Consider the following 21,173-nt stretch of genomic DNA (forward strand, 5'->3'; position numbering starts at 1 on the left):
GCCTCAGCGACCAGATCGCGTGCGACGCTTGAGCCCCATGCACGCGAGCACTCCCAGCAGCAGCGTTGCTGCGGGTTCAGGCACGGCCGCCGTACTGGCGGACGCAAGCGTCGAGGTCTCCTGCCCGTAGTGCGTCTTCCAGGTGTTGTACTGGGCGACGCCGATCGCTCCTCCATCGATGTCGTTTGGCAGAACGCCAGCGGCGGCGCCGAGGTTGTCGCGCCAGGTCGTGTAGTCGGCCGCGTTGACAACGCCGTCGTCGTTGAAGTCGCCCGCCAGGACGACGCTCGCTTGGACCGTGATCGACACCGGAGTGAGCTGCCCACTGTAGCCGCTAGCGTTCTCGCTCAGAGGAAGCAGGGTGATCGTGCCCGACAGGTCTTGGGCAATCGAGGCGCCGACGCTGACGGTAGGTCCTGTAATCGATTCCCCCGCCATCAGCCCGGCAAAGCTGGTGAACTGGCCCAGCACGAACCCCGACGCGGCCAGCGACCAGTCGCCGGCCAGCTCGTCGGCGGGCGCGAGGGCGTCGTTCAGAACTCCAAGCTCCACGACGGCGCCGACGCCGGCAAGCGGGATCAAGCCGAGGTCGAGCAGGTACGAGTTGGGGCCGATCGGTGAGAGCGTTCCGGCGCCGGCCACCTTGGTGATGGCTGGAGCCGCGTAGTGATTCACTTGTCCCTGAATGTTTACGGTCTGTGTGCCTAGGGCAGTCGCGCCCAGGCCACTGCTTCCGGCGCCGTTGGAGGTCAGGCTGATCGTCGCCGTCCCCGATTTAACCCCGGCGGTTGACGTGTCGAGACCAACGACCAGACTCGACGACTCGGCGGCCCCGGGCGCGAGCAGACTGATGGAACCGGCCGCCGTGGCGGCGCCGGTAACCCCGGCGAACGCCGCGTCGAGCGACTCGGAGAAGCCGTCGGCCGCCGCGGTATTAGTGAGCGAGAGCGTTTGCTGGGCGGTATCGCCGATGTGGACGATTGGCAACGCCACTGGCTCCGGCGCGTGGGCCGAGGGGCTGGCGAGGCGGTAGGCGGCGCCGGAGAACTCTACCAATTGGTTGGAAACATTGTCGTAATTATTGGCGACGTGGACCTTCTGGCCAGCCAGTGCCCCCGCCGACGATGCCGTAAACGTCACCGCGTAGTTCGGCGAATTCCCCCCGGCGACGATCGGTGCAAAGTTGCCCGGCGTGACGCCGGAACCGGTCAGCCGTGGGTCAGTAACGCTCGCCCCGTTCACGCTGGTCTGGACGGCGCCTCGCAGCAATGGACCGCTGCCATTGTTCTGGACGCGATAGGTTGCGGTCGCCGTGCCGCCAACGTGGATATTGCCGAAGGCGAGCGTCGCGCTCGCACCGGCTCCGCCCCCGGTAACGTCGCCAACGATTGACTGCGTAACCCCCACCGGCGCCAGGATCTTTCCCGTCCCAGTGACTCCGGTCCTGGGAGCAAAGCCGTTGCCAACGCCTGCGTCCTCGTTGAGGAAGTCGCCCGCAACGGAGAAGTCGTGGACCCCCAGGGCGAGCATGCCTCCGCTGCGGATAGTGAGCTGGTTGGCCGTGCTGTTCTGCGCGCCCGCCGAGACGCTTACAGTACCGCCGGTCGCGGCCTCCACCTTGCCGCTGGTTCCGACGACGCCGTTCTCAAGAGCGAGCACGCCGCCGACCGCCTTCAGCAGGCCGGAGTTGTTCGGCCGCTGGGCGACACTGCCGAAGCCGGTAATCGAGCCCGCCGACGCGTTGATCAGCGAAGCCGCTGTAAGCGTGCCGCCGGTCAGTTCGATTGCGCCGCGGTTGGTCAGTGCCGCTGAGGTCGAGAAGCCGCGGCCGCCGAGCAGCCGCAGCGAGGCGCCCGTATCGTTCAATGACAACGCCGACAATGCGTTCTGGTCTGCCTGGTCCACGATCGCCGAGCCGGGCCCCACAAGCTCGATCGCGGCCCGGTTCGTCGCGATCGCCGCATTCTGGAATTGCAAGGTCGAAGCGATACGGTAGGTCCCGTCGGTCAACACGCCCCCGACCGGCTCGTAGTTGGCAAGCTCGCCGTACAGCGAGAGCACACCCTGTTCTACATGGAGCGTCCCATTGTTGAGGAGCGTGCCGTAGGAGTAGGTGGTCTCGTCACTGTCGTGGAGGAATTGGGCTCCTTCCTCAACGGCGAGGTTGGCGTCGAGGTGGTAGTTCCAGCCCTCGAGCAGGGTGGTCTTGGCGAGGGTGGCGCCGCTGGCGACCTCGATCGAGCCGCGGGCAGTCTGGTAGGTGATGAAGCCACGGCTCCACTGGAGGTCGTCGGTCAGTCGCAGCGTGGTTGCGTCGAGGTAGACGGCTCCGCCGTAGCCCGTGTCGATCAGGCCGCCCGCGGCGGTAACCACGCCCGTGCCGTTAAACAGGCCGCCCGACCAGGTGAGCGACGTCAGGTTGAGCGGGTCGGAACCGCCGATCGTGCCGGCGCCAAAGTCGAGACCGCCAATGCTGAGCGGCCCGCCGGTGTTGAAGGCGACGGCTCCGCCGTCAACCGCGGTCGTTCCGACGACGTAGCTGACGCCGTTGAGCTCGACGTCGCCACCGGAGAATTGGACTGTGCCGGCGCCACTAAAGTCGTTGCCGGGGGTGTGCGACCCTCCATAGAACTGGAGCGTGCCGCCGGCGTTAACGACGACCTGCCCCGATCCCGAGAGGGAGTCTTGCAGCGAGAGCACCCCCTGTTCTACATGGAGCGTCCCATTGTTGAGGAGCGTGCCGTAGACGTAGGTGGTCTCGTCGCTGTCATGAAGGAATTGGGCTCCTTCCTCGACGTCGAGGTTGGCGTCGAGGTGGTAGTTCCAGCCCTCGAGCAGGGTGGTCTTGGCGAGGGTGGCGCCGCTGGCGACCTCGATCGAGCCGCGGGCAGTCTGGTAGGTGATGAAGCCACGGCCCCACTGGAGGTCGTCGGTCAGTCGCAGCGTGGTTCCGTCGAGGTAGACGGCTCCGCCGTAGCCAGTATCGATCAGGCCGCCCGCGGCGGTGACCACGCCCGTGCCGTTGAACACGCCTCCCGACCAGGCGAGCGAAGAGAGGTTGAGCGCGTCGGAGCCGCCGATGGCGCCGGCGCCAAGATCGATGCCGCCAATGCTGAGCGGCCCGCCGGTGTTGAAGGCGACAACGCCACCGTCGACCACGGTAGTCCCGACGGCGTAGCTGACGCCGTTGAGCTCGACGTCGCCACCGGAGAATTGGACCGTGCCGGCGCCGCTGAAGTCGTTGCCGGGGGTGTGCGACCCTCCATAGAGCTGAAGCGTGCCGCCGGCGTTAACGACGACCTGCCCCGATCCCGAGAGGGAGTCTTGCAGCGAGAGCACCCCCTGTTCTACATGGAGCGTCCCATTGTTGAGGAGGGCGCCGTAGACGTAGGTGGTCTCGTCGCTGTCGTGGAGGAAGCTGCCGCCAGACTCGACGGCGAGGTTGGCGTCGAGGTGGTAGTTCCAGCCCTCAAGGAGGGTGGTCTTGGCGAGGGTGGCGCCGCTGGCGACCTCAATCGTGCCGCGGGCAGTCAGGTAGCTGATGAAGCCGCGGCTCCACTGGAGGTCGTCGGTCAGGTGGAGCGCGGCTCCGTCGAGGTAGACGGCTCCGCCGTAGCCGGCGTCGATCACGCCGCCCGCGGCGGTCACCACGCCCGTGCCGTTGAACACTCCTCCCGACCAGGCGAGCGAAGAGAGGTTGAGCGGGTCGGAACCGCCGATGGCGCCGGCGCTGAAGTGGAGGACCTCGATTGCGATCGGCTGGTCGACGGACACTTCGCCGCCGCCTACCACCGCGTCGAAGGTGAGCCCGCCGTTGCCGTTGTTGGGGAAGTTGGCCGAGTCCCAGTGGGCTTTGTCCGACCAGTCGCCCGCGCCGTTATCCCAGATGGAAGTGAGGTCGGCTCCTAGCCCGGTGGCGGCCAGTGAGAGCAACACCAGTATCGAAGAGCTCTGTACAGAACAAGATGCGCGAAGCATGCCTAGGACCCTCCTGCAAGGTGGATCAGCGGCGGAGCCAGTCCCCAGCGTTGCCCTAACGGCGCAGCGGGAGACAGTCCTCTTTCCCTTCGTGGGGAGAGGCTCTCTGGCGAGAACGGCCAGAGGCGACGCGGCCGAAGAGCGGCGAACGCGGTGACGACGAGCAGAACCCAGAGGGACTAGCCTACGGTCGCTGCCAGCATCGCGACGAAGACCCAGGAGACGCAGCAAGACTTGAGAAAAGCAAACATGCCAGAGCGTCCAAGGTGTGAAGGTGTAGGCAGGCTATCTGGCCTACTATGGTCTGTCAAGCAATGGCCGGGCGCCGTGCCGCCCCGTTTGCATCGCGTGGCAACGGTCGCGGCTCCATGGCGCCCGACGATAGCTCAGGGCATTCCAGAGGCGAGCATCCCGCGGCTTCCTGTGGTGCGTCGGCATCACGTTCTTCGCGGTCACGCTGCTGCCGCAGGGTCAGAAGGAGTGGATCCTGCAGACCAAGTCGGGCCGCACGATCGCGGTCGCGCTGAACAAGACGCACTCGGTCGTCCCGCCCGAGGTGCACGACGTCATCGGCCCGGTGATCCAGCGGATCGAGGCCGGCCTGCAGCAGGGCGCCCAGCCAGCGCCCGGCCAACCGATGCCGGGCCAGCCCCAACCCAATATGCCGTCGAACCAGCCCCTCTGGCCCAACCAACAGCCGCACGGCCAGCAGCCCGCCGGCCAGGGCTGGCCCGCTACCGGTCAGGCCATGCCCCAGCCGGCCGCACAACCGACCGGCTGGCCGAACGCCAACCCCGGCGGCGCGCCCACCGGCGCCTGGCCCCAACCGCAGCCCGGCTACGCCGCGCAGCCGCCCTACCAGCCGCAACCGTCCGGCGTGCCGGCCCAACCCGCGTCGTGGCCGAATCCGAACCCGTGAGGGTTCGTGTGGTGTTTGCCGCCACGCGTTAGCTTGCGGGCGGCAAACGGGGTAGGGCAGCCTTTCTCGGGGGCCGAAGCCATCGCATCGAGACCGAACGAGCTTCTAGAAGTCGCCGGCTTTCAACTCTCTAATCTCTGAGGTAGCGCAGCCTGCCTGCTTCGACGGTGACGCTTCTTCTTGCCCTATTTGACTGGGCCAGCACGGCCAAGTAGCTTATAGCGGATGACCGCTGGCGAGATTGAAGCGGTCAGAGATCGTCTTCCCCCGCCTCCTCCAATCCATCGAGCAGCTGCGTGTGCTGAAGTTTCGGATGTGCTTCCGCACCGGCGGCGATTGGACGCGACTCTTCTTCCAAGCAGACTTTAATGAATCAATCGCGTCTCGCGGTCACTCGTAGAATCAGCTTCGTGACCGGGTGTTCGTTTCTGGCGGGTCTACTAGCGTGCATCTTGCCGTCTGCCGCGTGGGCGGTCGAAACCGCTTGGCGGATCCCGTCGACCGGCTCCGACTGGCTGCTCGATCCGAACGACTGGCTCGGCGATGTGCCGAACGGCCCGGGCGACGTGGCTCGCTTGTTTGGCGCTAGTGGGCCGATGGTCGATGCGAGTGTGTCCCAGCCGGTCACCGTCGGCGAGCTGAAGTTCAGCGGCCACAGCAGCGTTGTCCTCGATGGCGAGGGGGGCATAACTCTCGACAATCTGGCCGGAGCCTCTGCAATTATCTCGGCCATCGCCAACAGCAACGGCAGAACGTTCAACGTCGCCACGCCGATTATCGTCGCCGCGCAGAACCCCCTGGAGCTGGAAGCGAATTCGTTCGCGTCCGTAGTGCTTTCCGGGGGAGTGACCATGCAGGACGGCGCGCTGCGCAAGGTTGGTGACGGGACGGTCGTGCTGGCGAGCGAGTTCAGCGGCCTGACCGGCGGTGTTGACATCGAGGCGGGCGAGCTGCGGCTTGAGCGGACGCAGATCCTCGCGCACACCGCGGCGACCGTCGCGCCGGGCGGGACGCTGAAAATTGTATCGCCGTTCGACACGGGCGAACTCCCTGGCAGTCGATACTCGTTGCCAAGCCTGAATCTCAACGGCGGCACGCTTCAGGCGGCGGTCCCGCTGCACCCCATCGGCAGCGTGGAGGCCGATGTCAATCTCTCGCTGCTTAGCGACAACACCATCAAGTCGGCCGGTCGCACGAAACTTATCCTGAGGGGCTCGATTACAGGTGACGGCGGGCTTTCTTTTCTCCACTCAGGTGAGAACCGGGAGGCGACGTTTCCCACCGCTCTAACGGCCTACATCGATTTCATTGGAGACGCTGACTACACGGGGCACACCGTCATCGGTGCCGGCGTGTCGCTGCACATGATCAATGGCGCGCAGCTCGGCGATACCGTCGGCGTGACGCGGGTGATGGGTGGGCAGCTGGTGCTGACCGGCGGTGGTCGCGGCGAGCGGATCTCTGTTGATCGCGGCAGGCTTGTCCTCTCCGAAGCAGAGGTCCCCTATGGTCACGAGATCACGATCCGATCGGGGCGGCTTAGTGGCGAGGGGCAATCCAGCTTGGCGACGCCGGTGATTCTCTCGACGGACGTGCAGTACAGCGAGGGGATCATTCTCGGCGAGTATTCGACCCCTGATGGTTTCTTGCTGCAGGGCAGTGTCAGCGGAACGGGGTCCGTTGGCATTATGAACAAAGTCGGACTGCAGGCCGGGCTCTCCGCGCGGGGAAACCTCTACTCTTACTACCGCGGCGACGCGGAGCTCTCGGGGCCGGTGGAACTCGCGGGCGAGGCCTTCGTCGAACAGGGCGTGTTGCGACTGTCCGGCGACCATGACCTCTCTTCCACGCCGTTTCGGCTGGCGCCGACGCACGCGGTCCCCGGAGCCAACCTGGTCGTGGCCGGTCAGGTCAGCATTGGCGAGCTGGTGCTCGACACTGGCGATATCGGTGGGGACGACGGCTCCGACTTCACGGCGGTATTGGTCGAAGAGGGGGCGACGCTGAACCTCACCAGTGGCGTGCAGTTCCGCGGCGGCAAGCTGAGCGGTAACTTCACCGGTCAGAAAACCCTCGTCAAGCAGGGAGCGGCCTCGGGTTACCTGGCTGACGGCGCGGCGTCCAGTTTTCAACGCATCGACCTTGAGGAAGGCCGTCTGGTCATCGAAGGCGGCGCGGGCCCTTCGCCCGCCGCGATCTACTTGAGTCCGCATGAGACCACCCGACTCGAGTTGAAGAATACCGGCGCCTACAGCGGGGCCGTCTATCTCAACAGCGTGCCGGGGCGTCATGGCGCCGTTGTCTCGGTGGGCTCCGGCTCGGTATTCGACGGCGTGCTTGACTTGGGTACCGGCGTCGGAGAAGTCGGAGGCATTCTCGGCCCAAACGCTTCGATCCAGGGCGCGGGTATTAGGCTGGGGGGCGTCGTCCGGGGAGGCAATCACACCTACGGCGGCGCGACCGAACTGGTTGGCGGGGGGGTGTCACTGATCGACTCGGGCAGACTCAGCTCGACCAGCGGCATCGTCGGCGGGCCGGGGGCGAGCCTAGAGCTCGACAACTCCGGCGAGGCCGCCCTCTCAGACCGCCTGCCGGACGGCGTGCCGATCTTGTCGAACGGGATGACCGTATCGCTCATCGGACGGAGCGGCGCGCCGGTTTCCGAGAACATCGGCCAAGTGACGGCCTCCTACGGCACGAGCGGCCTGGACGCTCAGGCGCCAACCGCCGCCGAAACCTCCGCGGTGCTACGCGTTGACTCTCTGGTTCGGCAACCGGGCGCGGCGGTCGCCTTCTCGACTGGCCCCACCGCTCGGATCATGCTCGACAACGCCCCGGCGCTCGACGATGGGCTCATCGGCGGCTGGGCGCTGGCCAACGGAGAGCTGGCCACCTACGGCCCCAATGGCGTGGTCCCCTACAGCGAGATCCACAGCTACGCGACCGAGTTGGCGTCCGCGACGAGCAGCGACAACGTCCGACTCCAGAACAGCGGCACGCTGAACGGCGACTCACTCATCAACTCGCTCACCACTGCAGGCGGCGAGGTCGACCTCGCTGGCTATCGGCTGACGATCGGCAGCGGCGCCCTGTCGGGACGCTCTCTATCACGCGTGCTAGGAGAGGGGGAGTTGACCGTCGGCAGCGAAGCGGGCGGCGAGCTCCTCGCTTCCGGCGGCGGTAAGATTGAGGTTAGCATCGTTGACGGGGCTGCCGGCCCAGTTGGGCTGACGGTGGTTTCGGGCGACCTGCGCCTCTCCGGCGCCAATACCTACACCGGCCCTACGACAGTAAACAACGGCGCGCGGTTATTCGTGGACCACGATGAGGCTCTCCCCGACGGCGGCGACGTGGCGGTCAACGGCGGATACCTTTCGCTGCTGACTGGCGGAGACTCGGCCCGTTCAGTAGGACGGCTTGAAGTACGCGGCTCGGGCAATCTTCGAGGCGAGAGCTTAGCCAGGCCTCAGGTCACGCCCAGCAGCATTCTGCTCGAGTCGGGCTCGATCTCAGCGCTCGATCTCGTCGGCGACGGGCCACTCAGGAAGGTCGGTTCGGGGGTAGCCGATTACTCGACCACGCTGCGTTTGTACACCGGGCCGATCACGATCGAGGGCGGTGTGCTCGACTCGTACTATTCGCCGGATCCCACTGGGGCGGTGTCGCCCGCTGCCATCACGATCGAGACCGGGGGCACGCTGCAGGTCGGGTCGGATACTACCCTCGCGAAACGGCCGTTGCGATTCGACGGGGGCGTACTCTTCATGGAGGACGCCGGCGGGGTGTCGGCGTCCATCGAACTGCTTCCGGGGGGCGGGACCATCAGGGGCGGCGAGAGGACCACCGAGATCACGAGCCCGGTTTCCGGAGAAGGAGACCTTGTGATCCAAGCGGGCGTCGGGCGCGAGGCGTTGATGCTGCTCAATGCCGATTTTGCCGCCTTGGGTGGCGAGCTCCGGCTGACCGGCGGCCCTATTAGACTCGGTCAACAGTTTCGGTACGAGAAGCCGCTGACGCTCGCCGCGTCCCGCGTGACAACATCGGGTGGCGCCCCGTTCGGCGAGGCCGTTGTGACGGTTCCGGCCGAGTCGCAGCTGATTGTCGACCGGCCGCTCCACGCCAACCTAAACCTTGCGGGAGGTGTGCTTCAGTTGAGTGCCGCCGCGGCCTCGCTTAGTGGAACGCAACGGGTGGCGGGCTACTCGCACCTGTTCATCTCCGGCAGCGCCAAATCACCCGAGACGCGCGCCTCGGTCGCCGGGGAGATCCATCTCGATGTTGGCTCCCACCTGGTCGTTGCGCAGGCGCCCGGCAGCGGCGTCAACGGGAACGTGGGGTTGTTCCAGGAGCGGGTGAAGATCGAGTCGGACCTGATCGTCCACGGGGTCGCGACGTTGACGTCGTTTGACTGCCTCGTGGAGCTGGCCGGCGCGTTGTCTCCCGCTTCGGCCTACGCCGAGCTGCGGCTCGAAGGAAACGACACCTTCGAGTTCAATGGCTCGATTGAGCTTGCGGAAGGGACGACGCTCGCGCTTGTTGGGGACGGAACGCCGGCGGGCGTCATGCTCAGTGGCGCGACCAGCAGTCTGGCGGGGAGTGGTCAGTTCATTGGCGATGTCGTGCTCGCTGGTGGCGCCTCTGTGTCGCCAGGGGACTCGCCCGGCGTGTTGTCGATCGATGGCTCGCTGACGTTCGGGCCTGGAGCCGTGTACCAGTGGGAGATTGCCGACGCGCTCGGCGTCGCCGGTGTCCAGCACGGGTGGGACCTCCTGGCGGTGAGTGAGCAGCTTCTGGTCCAGAGCACTCCCGAGGAACCGGCAGTCATCCGCGTCGCCTCGGTTGTGGACGGCGGGCCGCTCGGCACGGTCGATCACTGGGACCCCAGCCAATCGCAGAGCTGGCTCATCGCAACTGCGGCGAGCATCGAAGGTTTTGATCGGAGCTTGTTCGTGGTGGACGCCGGGCCATTTGAGAGCGCTTTGGGCATGCCGGCTGCTGCGCAGTTCACCGTGCAGCAGCAAGGAGAGACGCTCCTGCTGGTGTATACGGCCCCCGAGCCTGCTGCGACGCTGTTGGTTTGTCTGCTCCTGGGAGCGTCGGGTTGGCAGCGGCGGCGCCGCTGGTGATGCGCCACGCCCTGCTGGGGCAAGCCACCCGTGAACACGCCCCTCTTTTCGGTTGGCGGCCTTAGTGACTTGGCGGTTCGTTCTCTTGGTCCTGCTCCCTAGGCGGGGCCGAACCGGGGGCTAACGCCCCGCTGCTGATGGGCCATCACGGTGGGAGGTCCATCGTGCGGCTATCAAGCACCTGCTCACATTTCGTGGTAGAGAATCGCCGCCTTGCGTGGTCCAATAGGGGGCTAAGCAGATCGCAGGTTAAAGCCTGGTTCTACGCCCGAACTCACCAGCTGCCGGCGGAAGCCGGCAGTTTGGGTAGTGCTGCGCGCTCGCATGGATCCGCTGTGCGAGCGGGGCCGCCCTCCGGCTTCCGCGGGAGGTTACTTGGGGATGAGAACGCGCGGGGGTTTTGTCCCCTCGGCTCGAAGTTTCGGACAAAACCTGGAGGGCAGGGCAGCAGCAGGAGGAGCGAGAAACACTGCCATAGCAGCGTGAAACGGCCGCCCAATGGGGCTCGGAGCTGAGCCGCTGAAAATGGAGCCGGACTAAACCGTTTGGGTCAGCCCCGGCTAGCCGAGCAGGTCGAGCTGGTTGCCGGCGTCGCCTTTGGGGTCGCGGACCCGGCGGGGTTCGCGTGGTTGTTCGGAAGCGTGTTGGTCGTCGGGCGAGGAGTGTTCGTCGGCGTCGTGCTCGCCGTCGGGCGGGGCCTCCCACATGCGGCGGCCGTCGGCGTCGCGGTCCTCGGTGGCCTGGTCCTCCTCGGTGGTGCCGATGCCCGAGGCCGCGTCGGCGTGGTTGTCGGCGTCGACCCGTTTGTCCTGGGCGGCGCCTTCGCGGGCGGAGCGCTCGGTCTCCGAGCCCTTGGTCTGCGAGAGGGGCGCTCCGGCAGCGCTGCCGAGGACGCCCCCCATGGGTCCGATGCTCATACCACTAGCTCCCGTAGGCTGTTGGCTGTCAGCTATCGGCTATCGGTCAGCCAGGCCGCCGGCCATGAGGGGGCGGAAGGTTGCCGAACGCCAGTCGCGGACGAGTTGGTTGTCTCACTACCTCCAATGAAAACTTACCTTCTCTGGGCGGCCGCGTCGGGGAGTTGGGCGGGGCGGGTGAGCGGTTGCGGGCGGAAGTCTTTCTGGAGCTGCTGGAACACATTGCTCACCAGCGGCACGGGCTCATTCGTTACAACCGCTTCGTCCATCTTGCCGGTAACGCGGATTTTGAACAGCTGCTCGCTCGCCTGGCCGGCGAGCGTGCGGAGAACGGGGGCGGCCAGGCCGTTGCGGCCCACCATCGTGTGGAAAACCAAGTTGAGCTGGCGGTCGAGGTTGGCCTCGCCGCGGCCGTACAGGCTGATGGCGTCGCCCTCGAGGTCGAGGTGCTCGAAGAGGATGTCGTCGCCCTGCATGGTGAAGTCGGCGGTGACCGTGTTGAAGGCGGTCGAGTCGACCGGGCGGTTGCGGAGCACCTTGAGCATGGACACCAGCAGCGGCAGCTCGTACAGGTCGGCCTCGGTCGCCTGCAGGCGGCCGGCGCCGGTCATGCCGTAGATGGTGTTGCCCGAGCCCTGCACGGTGACCTCGCCGCTGAGCTTGCCGGTGATGCCGCTGGCGTTGTGGAGGTAGTCGGTGTTGAGGCGGCCGAGGTCGACCGCGGTGAGCTGCACCTGCATGCCGTACTGGGAGGGCAGGCCGAGCACGGCGTGGCCGTCCATCGTCACGACGCCGCCGTACCCCTGGGCGGTGATCGGGCGGGGCTGGCCGCGGTTGATCTCCGCGACGCCGCGTCCCAGGCGGCAGATGTTCTGGTCGCAGAAGATCGGGCCGGTGACCTTGGTCAGCTGCATGCCGTTCCACATCAGGCTGTCGAGTTGGAGCTCGCCGAACGAGTGTCCGCTGGCGCCGGCGCCGTTGCCGGTCACGCGGACCGTGCCGTAGATGTCGTCGACCCGCACGCCGGCGTTGACGTCCAGCTGCACGCAGTCGACAAACACGTCCCAGGCCGACTGGATCGGCTGGCTGGGGTCGCCGTTGTGGCTGAACGAGAGCCGGCCGTCGTGCACGCCGATGCCGCCCTGCGGCTCGAGGCAGTCGATCACTTTCTTGAGGCCGAGCGGCGCGGCCGCTCGGAAGTCGGCGTTGATCGCCAGCCGCTCGACGTTCACCTGCAGCAGGTCGAACTTCCAGCCGCCGCCGGTCAGCTTCTGGTACTCGCCGTCCGCCATCAGGTGGGTCGGCCCGTGCCGGGCGCGGGCGTCGTTGAAGCGGATGCTGTCGTCGTTGATCTCGAACTCGCCCTCGATCGCGTCGAGGCGGTACTGGAAGAACCGCGGCTGCATAGAGACCGTCTGGCCCTGGGGCTGCACGGTGAGCTTGACCTGCGGCTTGGGTTCGCCCGAAAGGTAGTGGATGTGGCTCTGGAAGTTGACGCGGCCGGCCGGCTGGAGCGACGCCCAGGCGGATTGCTCCTCGTCGGTGAGCGAGGAGCGGAGGGTCTCGTCGAGCGGCACGCCGGCGCCGTTGATGGCGAGCTCGAGGCGGGGCGGGTCCTCGCCTTCGTAAAAGGCTCCGGCGGCGGTGAGCATCGCGCCGCCGCTTTCGCCGCGGCTGCGCAGTTCGGTGAAGGTCCACTGCTTGCCGCGCTGCTCGACCCGGCCGGTCAGGCGGCGGATGGGGTAGGGGAACTTCTCGAAGCGGACCGAGGCGTCGTGGATCAAGAGGTCGGTGGTGAGTTCGGGCTCGGGCTGCGCGAGCGAGTCACGCCGCATCGTCCACACGATGCCGAACTCCCCCTCGGGGTGCAGCGAGTCGAGCACGCGGCCCGCCTTGGGGGGCAGGGCGGCCAGCAGCCTCGGCGTCACGCGCATGGCGTTGCTGCTGACGCGGAGGACGCCCGGGGGGCACTCGCCGCGGCGTTCGGGGGGAAGGGGGAGTCCTTGAAACTCGCCGGCGATCTGCACCGCCCGGCCCTCCCCCTGCGCGTTGAGCGACAGCACCAGCCGCGACTTGTCCTTGGTCTGTTTGTCGACAAAGCGGAGCGAGCCGGTCCCGCCGGTGAGCCGGTAGGGGAACTTCTTGTTGTCCTCGAACGAAAGGTTGTGCCCGTCGATCTTCACGTCGGACCAGACCCGGCCGGGGGCGGTCCAGAAGTAGGCCGTGGCGTCGACCTCGCCGGCGGGGTCGAACCGCTCCCAGCCCCGTTTGAGCGAGTCGGGCAGCACGCGGTAGACGTCGTTGTTGAGTTCGAGTTTGAGCGCCTTCAGCCAGCCCGCCGCGCGGGCCTCGGGGCCCCAGCCGAGCACGTTGATCGCGGCGCTGAGCTCGGCGGCGCCGTTGTTGGCGGTCGCCTGCTTGATCCGCACGCCGGCCTGGTCGCACTTGCCGCGGAGGTCGACCTCGGTCATCTGCTTGGGGAGCAGCGGGTGCGAGAGCGTCCCCTTGCTGACGTGGAAGTCGCACAGCCAGTCGATCGGCGCCGCTGGCGAGAGGCGTTTGAGCGTGGTCCGCGAGTCGAGCTTGGCGTCCAGGTCGAGGCCCGCCAGCAGCAGCGTGGGGACGCCCGGCGCGGCCATCAGCCGCTGCGTCGTGACGCCGAGCTGCGAGACGTCGATCGTCAGGTCGAGCCGCCCGCCGTCGGAGTCGACGGCGCCCTGCACGCGGACCAGCTTGGCGAGGGTGTCCTCGGCCTGGCCCTCGATGGTGATCTGCTGGACCCCGGCGGCCGCGCCCGGCTCGGCCGGGCCGCTGGTGATCTTGAGGTCGACGTTGCGGAGCGTAACCGGTTCGGCCTCCGGTTTGCGAGAATCCGACAACGCGATGGTCGCGTCGTGGATGTGGACGGGCAGGCCGCTGGGGCCGGAGTCGCTGGGGGCGGGGCGGAGCCGCTCGAAGTTCCACGCGCCGTCGGCTTGGCGCACGGCGCTCAGCCGCGGGCGGATCAACTCGATCCGCTCGAACTTCGGCTGACGGGTGGTGATCGCCTCGGCGTCGATCTCGCCGACCAGCCGCAGCTCGGGGATCTCGAGCATACGGACCGCCGGGCCGCCCGGCTGGGGCTCGTCGATCTCGATGCCGCTGACGACGACCCCGCTGCCGCGGACGTAGCGGGCGCTGCCGACGTGGACGTCGAGCTCCGCGTACTGCCCGGCCAGGTACTGCTGGGCGTAGCGGGTGATCTCCTCGTCGAGCTTGAAGTAGAGGTAGCCGCCGACCGTCACCGCCAGCACGAGCGCAATCCCAGCGCCCCACTTAAAGCAGCTCCAGCAGAATTTGACGACTCGGCCCAACGGATGATCTCCAAGCGGTTCTTAAGACCGCGCAGCGGCGATGGTTTTTCTCCCGAGAGAGGCGCGGATAGTAGGGGCCTGCTGTGCGCCCGGTCAAGGCGCCTTCTGGCGGTGCTAGCACGGGAGGTAGCCGGGATTTCAGTCGAATCAGCCACGCCGAACGGTTCTAATGATAGCCCCCACCCATCCTGACACCACACCGCCGCCCCGAGCAGCCCAATGACGGTCGCCAACCAGCTTTCCAATCGAACCGGCGTGGTGATCGCCGTGCTAGCGGCCGCCACGCTGGCTTACGGGGCGCAGCCCGACTCGGTTCGGCTTGGCGACGAAGCGCTGCAGAAGCACGCGCTGCAGAAGCTCGTCGCAGACCTCCGGGCCGAGCAGAAGCTGGTAGGACTGGCGGCCACGGTGATGGCCGACGGCGAGGTGGTCGCCGCGGCGGCGGACGGGGAGCGGAAGCTCGGCAGTGGCGTGCCGGTGGAGGTCGGCGACCGCTGGCACCTGGGTTCGATCACTAAATCGATCACCGCGACGATGATCGCCCGGCTGGTCGAGCGGGGCGACCTGGATTGGCAGTCGACTGTCGGCCAGACGTTGGGCGAGGAGGGCGTTCACGTCGACTGGCGGGGCGTCACGCTCAGCCAGCTCCTGACGCACACCGCCGGGGCGCCGGCTAACTTTTCGCTCGCCGTGCGGATCCAACGCCCCGCCGAGGGGCGGCCGACGGTCGACGCCCGCCGCCAAGCGGTGCTCGGCGTGCTGGTAAAGCCCCCGTTGACGCCGCCGGGAGAGGCGTTTCGGTACTCCAACGTCGGCTTCACGATCGCCGGGGCAATGGCCGAGGCCGCCACCGGCGAGTCGTGGGAGGACCTTGTACGAAGGGAGGTTTTTGAGCCGCTCGGCCTCGAGCACGCCGGGTTTGGGCCCCCCAAGAGTCGGGCGCCGGAGTTCCTGCAGCCCCGCGGCCACGTCACGCGGCTCGGCTTCAAGGTCGCGGTCGCCGACACGGCCGACAACACGCCGATCATGGGTCCCGCCGGCACGGCGTGCATGACGCTCGAAGAGCTGTGCCGGTACGGCAACGAACACCTCCGCGGGCAGCGGGGCGAGGGCAAGCTGTTCACCGCGGCAAGTTACCAGCGGCTCCACACGCCGGTGCTCGACAACTACGGGTGCGGCTGGGTCGTCACCCAGCGAGACGGCAAGGTCGTGTCGTGCTGGCACAACGGCTCGAACACCATGTGGTATGCGTACCTTACGTTTGACCTCGAGAGCAACCTGGTCGTCGCAGTGGCAGCCAACGACGGCGACATCCCCGCGGCTGAGAAGGCGGCGGTGCGGATAGCGGCCGCGGCGTCGGATATCGTTGACGTGAAGAAGGCTGGCGCCGGGCAAGCGGACTAGTCGGCGCTGGTGCGTCGCAGAACCACAATAGAATCCACCCAGCGAGCGTCAACGCCGCCTGGGAGTTGAAGGCCAGCCGTGCCGGCGTCACAGAGCAGCGTGTAGAGCCGCTGCCATTGCTCGGCGCCCATCGACTGCTCCGGCCAGCCGGCAGAACGCCAGGCGAGCTTGCACGCCTCGCGGGCGACCAGCGGCGGGGCGGCAGCTAGTAGGGCAGGGGAGAGCCGCACCTCATCGGGGCTGCCGTCGATCCGAGCCTCGCCGGCGAGCCGGGCTGCTAGCTCACCGACGACCTGCTGCGCCTCGCCTGCTTGTTGGCCAGCGCGGCGGATCGCGGCGTCGACTCCTTCACCAAATTCGAGGCGGAGGGCCGGCAGCAGCTCATTCCGCATGCGGTTACGGGCGTAGGTCGGCTCGGCGTTGGTGGCGTCGGTGCGGTAGGGCTGGTCGAGGGCGCGAAGGTGCTGCTCGACCTCGGCGCGGGTCACTTCAAGCAGTGGGCGGACGACGTCGCAGGCCGCGGTGAGCGGCCGGTGGGGGGGGACCCCGGCCAGGCCGGCCAGGCCGGAGCCCCGCAGCAAGCGGTAGAGGATGGTCTCGGTCTGGTCGTCGGCGGTGTGGCCGGTGGCGATGTGCCGGGCTCCGACCTCGCCGGCGGTCTCTGCGAGCCAGCGGTAGCGGGCGTCGCGGGCGTGCTGCTCGCTGGCGGGCGGCGGCCCCGCGGCGACGCCGAGGCGGCACTCGAGCCCCAGGCCTTCGGCGAGTTCTGCGACCCAGCGGGCGTCATCGGCCGAGGCCACGCCGCGGATGCCGTGGTCAAAGTGGGCGACGAGCAACCGGCCGCGGCCGCCGGCCTCGCGTTTTAGCTTGTGCAACGCCCGCAGCAGGGCGACGCTGTCGGCCCCGCCTGAAACCGCGGCCAGCAAGTGCACGTCGCGCCACTCGGCGGGGGGCCAGGCCTGGGCAACGGCTTCCGTTAGCGAGGGTGTCACGCGGGTCCCCGGGGTGCGGGCGATTGTGTCATGAGAACCGCCGATCGCGTCGCTCAATCAGCGGCCATCGCGGCGACGTATCTTGCGGCTGAGCTTTGATTTGTGTACATTGCTGCGATCTTACCGGCCGGTCAAAATCGTCCCGCCGCCCGCGACGCGCTGCTGGATTCATTTCCAACTTATTCGCTGATTATATCTGTTGCGGGCCGGTGGTCGTACAGCCGCCGAGCAGAGAGTTTGCTTGCAGAATAGGCTCCTACGTTGACACATCTGGGTGTTTCGACGATCTCCAATCCCTTGGGCGGGCCGCCTCGCCGGGCACGGCTGTGTCTTGCGGCGTTGTTATGGCTATCGCCTTGGGCATTGGGAGTTTGTCGAAGACTCGGAACCACCAGATCGACGTCCTCTGACAATCCGCCACCGGTTGGACAACCCCCGATCGGCACGCACGATCGGGCCCTGCAAGGGGCGTCCGACGGATCTGCGGAGGCGTTGGTTTGGCTCTCCCGTTCGCTTCCTGATGGCCGCCCCTGGCCGATTGCACGCCGCGAGACGATTGGCTGGTTGCCGGTTGCCTTGTCGCTGCACGATCGGCTTGTGCTGGGGTGGCAAGAGTTCCTCGGATCTGCCTGGTTGTTGCAGCGGCCGGTTTCGCTCCTGCGGCAGCGTGTATCGCTCCCGCAGCCGCGCCGGGCGTGCAGCGATGCCGCCTGCGGCTTCCCAATTTTGGGATAGCGGCCGAGAGAGACATCAGGAATGCCTAAGGCGGGGGGCGTGATTAACGCAGCCCTGACGTCATCGGCGTTGCGCTGAACGTTACTAGTCTTTCTGTGGCTGGTCGGTCTGACCGACTTCTCTGCCTGGTGCGCCGCACACGCCGGCGTCCTAACCAGCCTCACGCGCGGCTCCTGGCCGCCGCTCTTACAGACAGTCGATCATGCAACTCCTACTTCCCATCGCAGCGCTGGGCGCCCCGCTAGGCGGGCTGCTGCTCGCCCAAGCTACCCCGGTCGCCTCACCCGTCGCCGCCCCCGCTGGCATGTCCGGCGGACAGGTCGCTGCTTACATCATCACCGCGCTGGTTGGCGCCGGCATGGGCTTTGGCCTCGTGCAGCTGATCAACCACCTCCGCCGCCGCGACGCCGACAAAGAGGCCCGCGACATCCTTGACCGCGCCAACCTCGAGGCGGTCGCCCGCCGCAAGGAAGCCGAGATCGAGGCCAAGGAGGTCGCGCTCAAGGAAAAGTCCCGCGTCGAGGACGAGGCCAACAAGCTCCGCAACGAGCTGCACGACCGCGACCGCCAGCTCGACAAGCGCGAGGATGCGTTGCAGCAGCGCGACGATCAGCTCGGCAAGCAGGAGAAGATGGTCGAGAGCAACCAGCGCCGGCTGGCCGAGAAGACCGAGGATGTGAACCGCCGCCAGAAGGAGCTCGACGACCTGCTCGATGTCGAGCGGCAGACGCTGCACCGGCTGAGCGGCCTCAGCCCCGAGGACGCCCGCAACCAGCTGCTCGAACGGCTCGACAAGGAGCTGGCCCACGAGCAGGGCGCGCTGATTGTCAAGCAGCAGAAGGCGATCGAGAAGGCGTGCGACGTCAGGGCCAAGGAACTGCTGATCACCTGCATCCAGCGTTTCGCCGCCGCCCACACCGCCGAGGCGACCACCAACACGGTCGACATCCCCAACGACGACATGAAGGGCCGGATCATCGGCCGCGAGGGCCGCAACATCCGCTCGTTCGAGAAGGCGACCGGCGTCGACGTCATCATCGATGATACGCCGGGCGTCGTGATCGTCAGCGCGTTCGACCCGGTGCGACGCGAGGTGGCGCGGATCGCGCTCGCCAAGCTGATCACCGACGGCCGCATCCACCCCAGCCGCATCGAGGAGGTGGTCGCCGAGACCGAGAAGGAGATCGACGGCAAGCTGCAGGAGTACGGCGAGGAGGCGATGCAGGAGGTCGACGTCCCCGGCCTGCACCCGAAGGTCATCACGCTGCTCGGCCGGCTCCGCTACCGCACCAGCTACAGCCAGAACGTGCTGCGTCACTCGATCGAGGTGGCGTTTATCTCGGGGCTGATCGCCGAGGAGCTCGGCATGGACGGCGACCTGGCCCGCCGCGCCGGCCTGCTGCACGACATCGGCAAGGCCGCCGACCACGACACCGAGGGGGGCCACCCAAAGATTGGCGCCGACCTGCTCAAGCGGTACGGCGAGAACGAGGTCGTGGTGCACGCCGCGCTCGGCCACCACGACGACATCCGCCCCGACATGCCGTACACGGTGATCTGCGCCGCGGCGGACGCGTGCAGCGCCTCGCGCCCCGGAGCCCGCCGCGAAACGCTCGACCGTTACATCAAGCGGATGCAGGAGCTGGAGAGCATCGCCACCGGCTTCGAGGGCGTGCACCAGGCGTTCGCGATTCAGGCCGGCCGCGAGGTCCGCGTGATCGCCAACACCAAGCACACCTCCGACGAGTCCGCCGCCAAGATCTGCCGCGACATCGCCACCGCGTTCGAGCAGCAGCTCACCTACCCCGGCGAGATCCGCGTCACGATGATCCGCGAGAGCCGCTTTACTGAAACCGCCAAGTAAAAGTCGAAAGTGGAAAGGGGGATGCCAGGGGGCGTCCCCCTTTCGCCTTTCCCGATTTCCGCTTTTGACATGAACCTTCTCTTCATCGGCGACATCGTTGGCGAGCCCGGCCGGGCCATCGTGGCCCAGGCGGTGCGGGGCTTAATCGTCGAAGAGCGGCTCGACCTGGTCATCGCCAACGCCGAGAACGCCGCCGGCGGCTCGGGCCTGACGCCCGAGCTGTACCGGGACATCACCGCCGCGGGGGTCGACGCGATCACGCTGGGGGACCACCTGTACCGCCGCAAGCAGATCTACAAGATCTTGGAGGCGAAGGAGAACATCGTCCGCCCGGTGAACCTGCCGTGCGAGGCGATCGGCCGCCGCTGGGCGGTGGTCAAAGCCAGGAACGGCGTCGCGGTCGGCGTCTGCTGTGCGCTCGGCCAGTTGTTCATGAAGCCGGTCGACACGCCGTGGCGGGCCATGGACGACGCGCTCGCCCACATGCCCTCCGACGTGAAGGTCCGGCTGGTCGACTTCCACGCCGAGGCGACCAGCGAGATGCAGATCATGGGCCGCTACCTCGACGGTCGTGTGTCGGCAGTCGTGGGCACCCACACTCACGTCGCGACGGCGGACGAGCAGGTGCTGCCCGGCGGCACGGCCTTCCAGTGCGACGTCGGGATGACCGGCCCGCACGAGAGCATCATCGGCCGCCGCATCGACCGCGTGCTGCAGACCACGCTCACTGGGCTCCCCTCGCCGTTCGATGTCGCCACCGAGAACGTGCGGCTAAACGGCGCCATCATCGACGTCGACCCCGACTCGGGCCGGGCGGTCTCGATCCGCCGGCTGAGCGTCGACGAGGAGCGTGCCGCGCAGCTCGCGAAGGACTACCCGGCCCCATAGCGGGAGTCCAATCGCCGGAATCCACTAGCCGGCGAGCTACGCCTCGCCGGTTGCCCTGGTGTGGAGTTCGCCGCCGGTCCCACCCCTGGCGGGGTGGGCTGCTTTAGAAATCTCTCCTGGGGTGGCGGGCCGCTCCGCGTTCTGTTGATTCCCAAGTACCCGACCGCGGCGCACCGCCGCGGCGGCAGGAACCGGAAACACGAGAGCGAGGCCCCCGATGAAACTTGCGAACCCCGTTGCCCACCGGCTGATGCTGGCCGGCTTGTCTGTTGTGCTGGCGAACGCGGCGATCGCCGACCGCGCTGCCGCGGCGGTGCTCAACGCCGGCGACCTGGCGCCGCTGTTCGGCACGACTTCGGCCGGCGATCCGCGACTTGCGGGCACGGTCCAGAGCGACGCGCTGCACCCGTTCGAGATCCTCGGCAACTTCGGCGAGGTGCTGCTGTCTGGCAACTTGCAGGACCGGGTAGTAGAGTCCAACACCGAGGGGACGCTGATCTTTGCCCCGCGACTGCGGGACTTGGTTGGGGCGCCGTTCGCCCCGGACATGGAGGTCCGCGCGGTGTTCGTCGACGGCTACGCCGGCTTCCAGACCGAGGTCGAGTACCGGACCGACGGCCTCGGCGATGTCGGGCCCTCCTTCGGGCTGCGGAGCTTCAGTGGCGACGGCCTGCAGTACCTGTTTGGCGTTGACGACTTGCTGGCTCCCGAAGAGAGCTACTTCGTGTCGACCCTCACCGACGCGACCGACTTCGCCCCGATCGGTACGGCGCGGATAGTCGCCCGCAACATCATCTCCGGCGAGTTCTTCGAGACCACGCTGACCGGGATCAACGTGCCGGTTCGTATGCCGGAGCCCTCGGCGGCGTTGATCGGGTCGCTGGTGGGCGGCGTCGCGGGGCTGCTGGTTCGGCGCCGCTAGCCGACCGGCCCGCGCGACAACTCTCGAACCGAGTGCGGCCGACGCGGCTTTGAGCGTCGGCCGCACGCTTGCGCA

At 67.4% G+C, this 21,173-nt stretch carries 10 protein-coding genes; 6 read left to right on the plus strand and 4 right to left on the minus strand.

Annotation, left to right across the window (positions count from 1 at the left end; genetic code table 11):
- Positions 1–3: 3 nt before the first annotated feature.
- Complete coding sequence (locus Pla123a_RS09000) at positions 4–3,936, minus strand: beta strand repeat-containing protein (protein ID WP_197527812.1); 3,933 nt, start codon at positions 3,934–3,936, stop codon at positions 4–6.
- 598 nt (positions 3,937–4,534) lie between these two features.
- Between Pla123a_RS09000 and Pla123a_RS09005 the strand changes: the two genes are divergently transcribed.
- Together Pla123a_RS09005 and Pla123a_RS09010 are read left to right on the plus strand one after the other, a co-directional pair.
- Positions 4,535–4,897 carry a hypothetical protein gene (locus Pla123a_RS09005; protein ID WP_146586032.1) on the plus strand — a complete coding sequence of 121 codons (363 nt, stop codon included), beginning with the start codon at positions 4,535–4,537 and terminating at the stop codon, positions 4,895–4,897.
- A 452-nt stretch (positions 4,898–5,349) separates the two neighbouring features.
- Positions 5,350–10,023 (plus strand): autotransporter-associated beta strand repeat-containing protein, encoded by a 4,674-nt coding sequence (locus Pla123a_RS09010; protein ID WP_197527813.1) that lies wholly within the window; start codon positions 5,350–5,352, stop codon positions 10,021–10,023.
- A gap of 560 nt (positions 10,024–10,583) precedes the next feature.
- Here the strand turns inward: Pla123a_RS09010 and Pla123a_RS09015 are convergent.
- Both Pla123a_RS09015 and Pla123a_RS09020 read right to left on the minus strand, forming a co-directional pair.
- Positions 10,584–10,940: a hypothetical protein gene (locus Pla123a_RS09015; RefSeq protein WP_146586039.1), complete on the minus strand. Its 357-nt coding sequence runs from the start codon at positions 10,938–10,940 to the stop codon at positions 10,584–10,586.
- A gap of 134 nt (positions 10,941–11,074) precedes the next feature.
- Complete coding sequence (locus Pla123a_RS09020; RefSeq protein ID WP_146586041.1) at positions 11,075–14,293, minus strand: AsmA-like C-terminal region-containing protein; 3,219 nt, start codon at positions 14,291–14,293, stop codon at positions 11,075–11,077.
- A 219-nt stretch (positions 14,294–14,512) separates the two neighbouring features.
- Between Pla123a_RS09020 and Pla123a_RS09025 the strand changes: the two genes are divergently transcribed.
- The gene (locus tag Pla123a_RS09025; protein ID WP_146586043.1) at positions 14,513–15,697 is read left to right on the plus strand and encodes a serine hydrolase domain-containing protein; all 1,185 of its coding nucleotides are present in this window, start codon (positions 14,513–14,515) and stop codon (positions 15,695–15,697) included.
- Here Pla123a_RS09025 and tilS read toward each other — a convergent pair.
- Positions 15,694–16,689, minus strand: a complete 996-nt coding sequence (gene tilS, locus Pla123a_RS09030) for a tRNA lysidine(34) synthetase TilS (RefSeq protein ID WP_197527814.1) — start codon at positions 16,687–16,689, stop codon at positions 15,694–15,696. The genes Pla123a_RS09025 and tilS overlap by 4 nt on opposite strands.
- A gap of 937 nt (positions 16,690–17,626) precedes the next feature.
- Here tilS and rny point away from each other — a divergent pair.
- The 3 genes from rny to Pla123a_RS09045 all read left to right on the plus strand — a co-directional run bounded on the left by rny (position 17,627) and on the right by Pla123a_RS09045 (position 21,098).
- Positions 17,627–19,288: a ribonuclease Y gene (gene rny, locus Pla123a_RS09035; protein ID WP_231956366.1), complete on the plus strand. Its 1,662-nt coding sequence runs from the start codon at positions 17,627–17,629 to the stop codon at positions 19,286–19,288.
- Between the two features lie 69 nt (positions 19,289–19,357).
- Complete coding sequence (locus tag Pla123a_RS09040) at positions 19,358–20,176, plus strand: TIGR00282 family metallophosphoesterase (RefSeq protein ID WP_146586047.1); 819 nt, start codon at positions 19,358–19,360, stop codon at positions 20,174–20,176.
- Positions 20,177–20,393: 217 nt separating this feature from the next.
- On the plus strand, positions 20,394–21,098 hold the full coding sequence (locus tag Pla123a_RS09045; protein WP_146586049.1) for a hypothetical protein: 705 nt from the start codon (positions 20,394–20,396) through the stop codon (positions 21,096–21,098).
- Positions 21,099–21,173: the final 75 nt, after the last annotated feature.

Origin of the sequence: Posidoniimonas polymericola, from assembly GCF_007859935.1 — a bacterium.
In the GTDB taxonomy this organism is placed as follows: domain Bacteria; phylum Planctomycetota; class Planctomycetia; order Pirellulales; family Lacipirellulaceae; genus Posidoniimonas; species Posidoniimonas polymericola.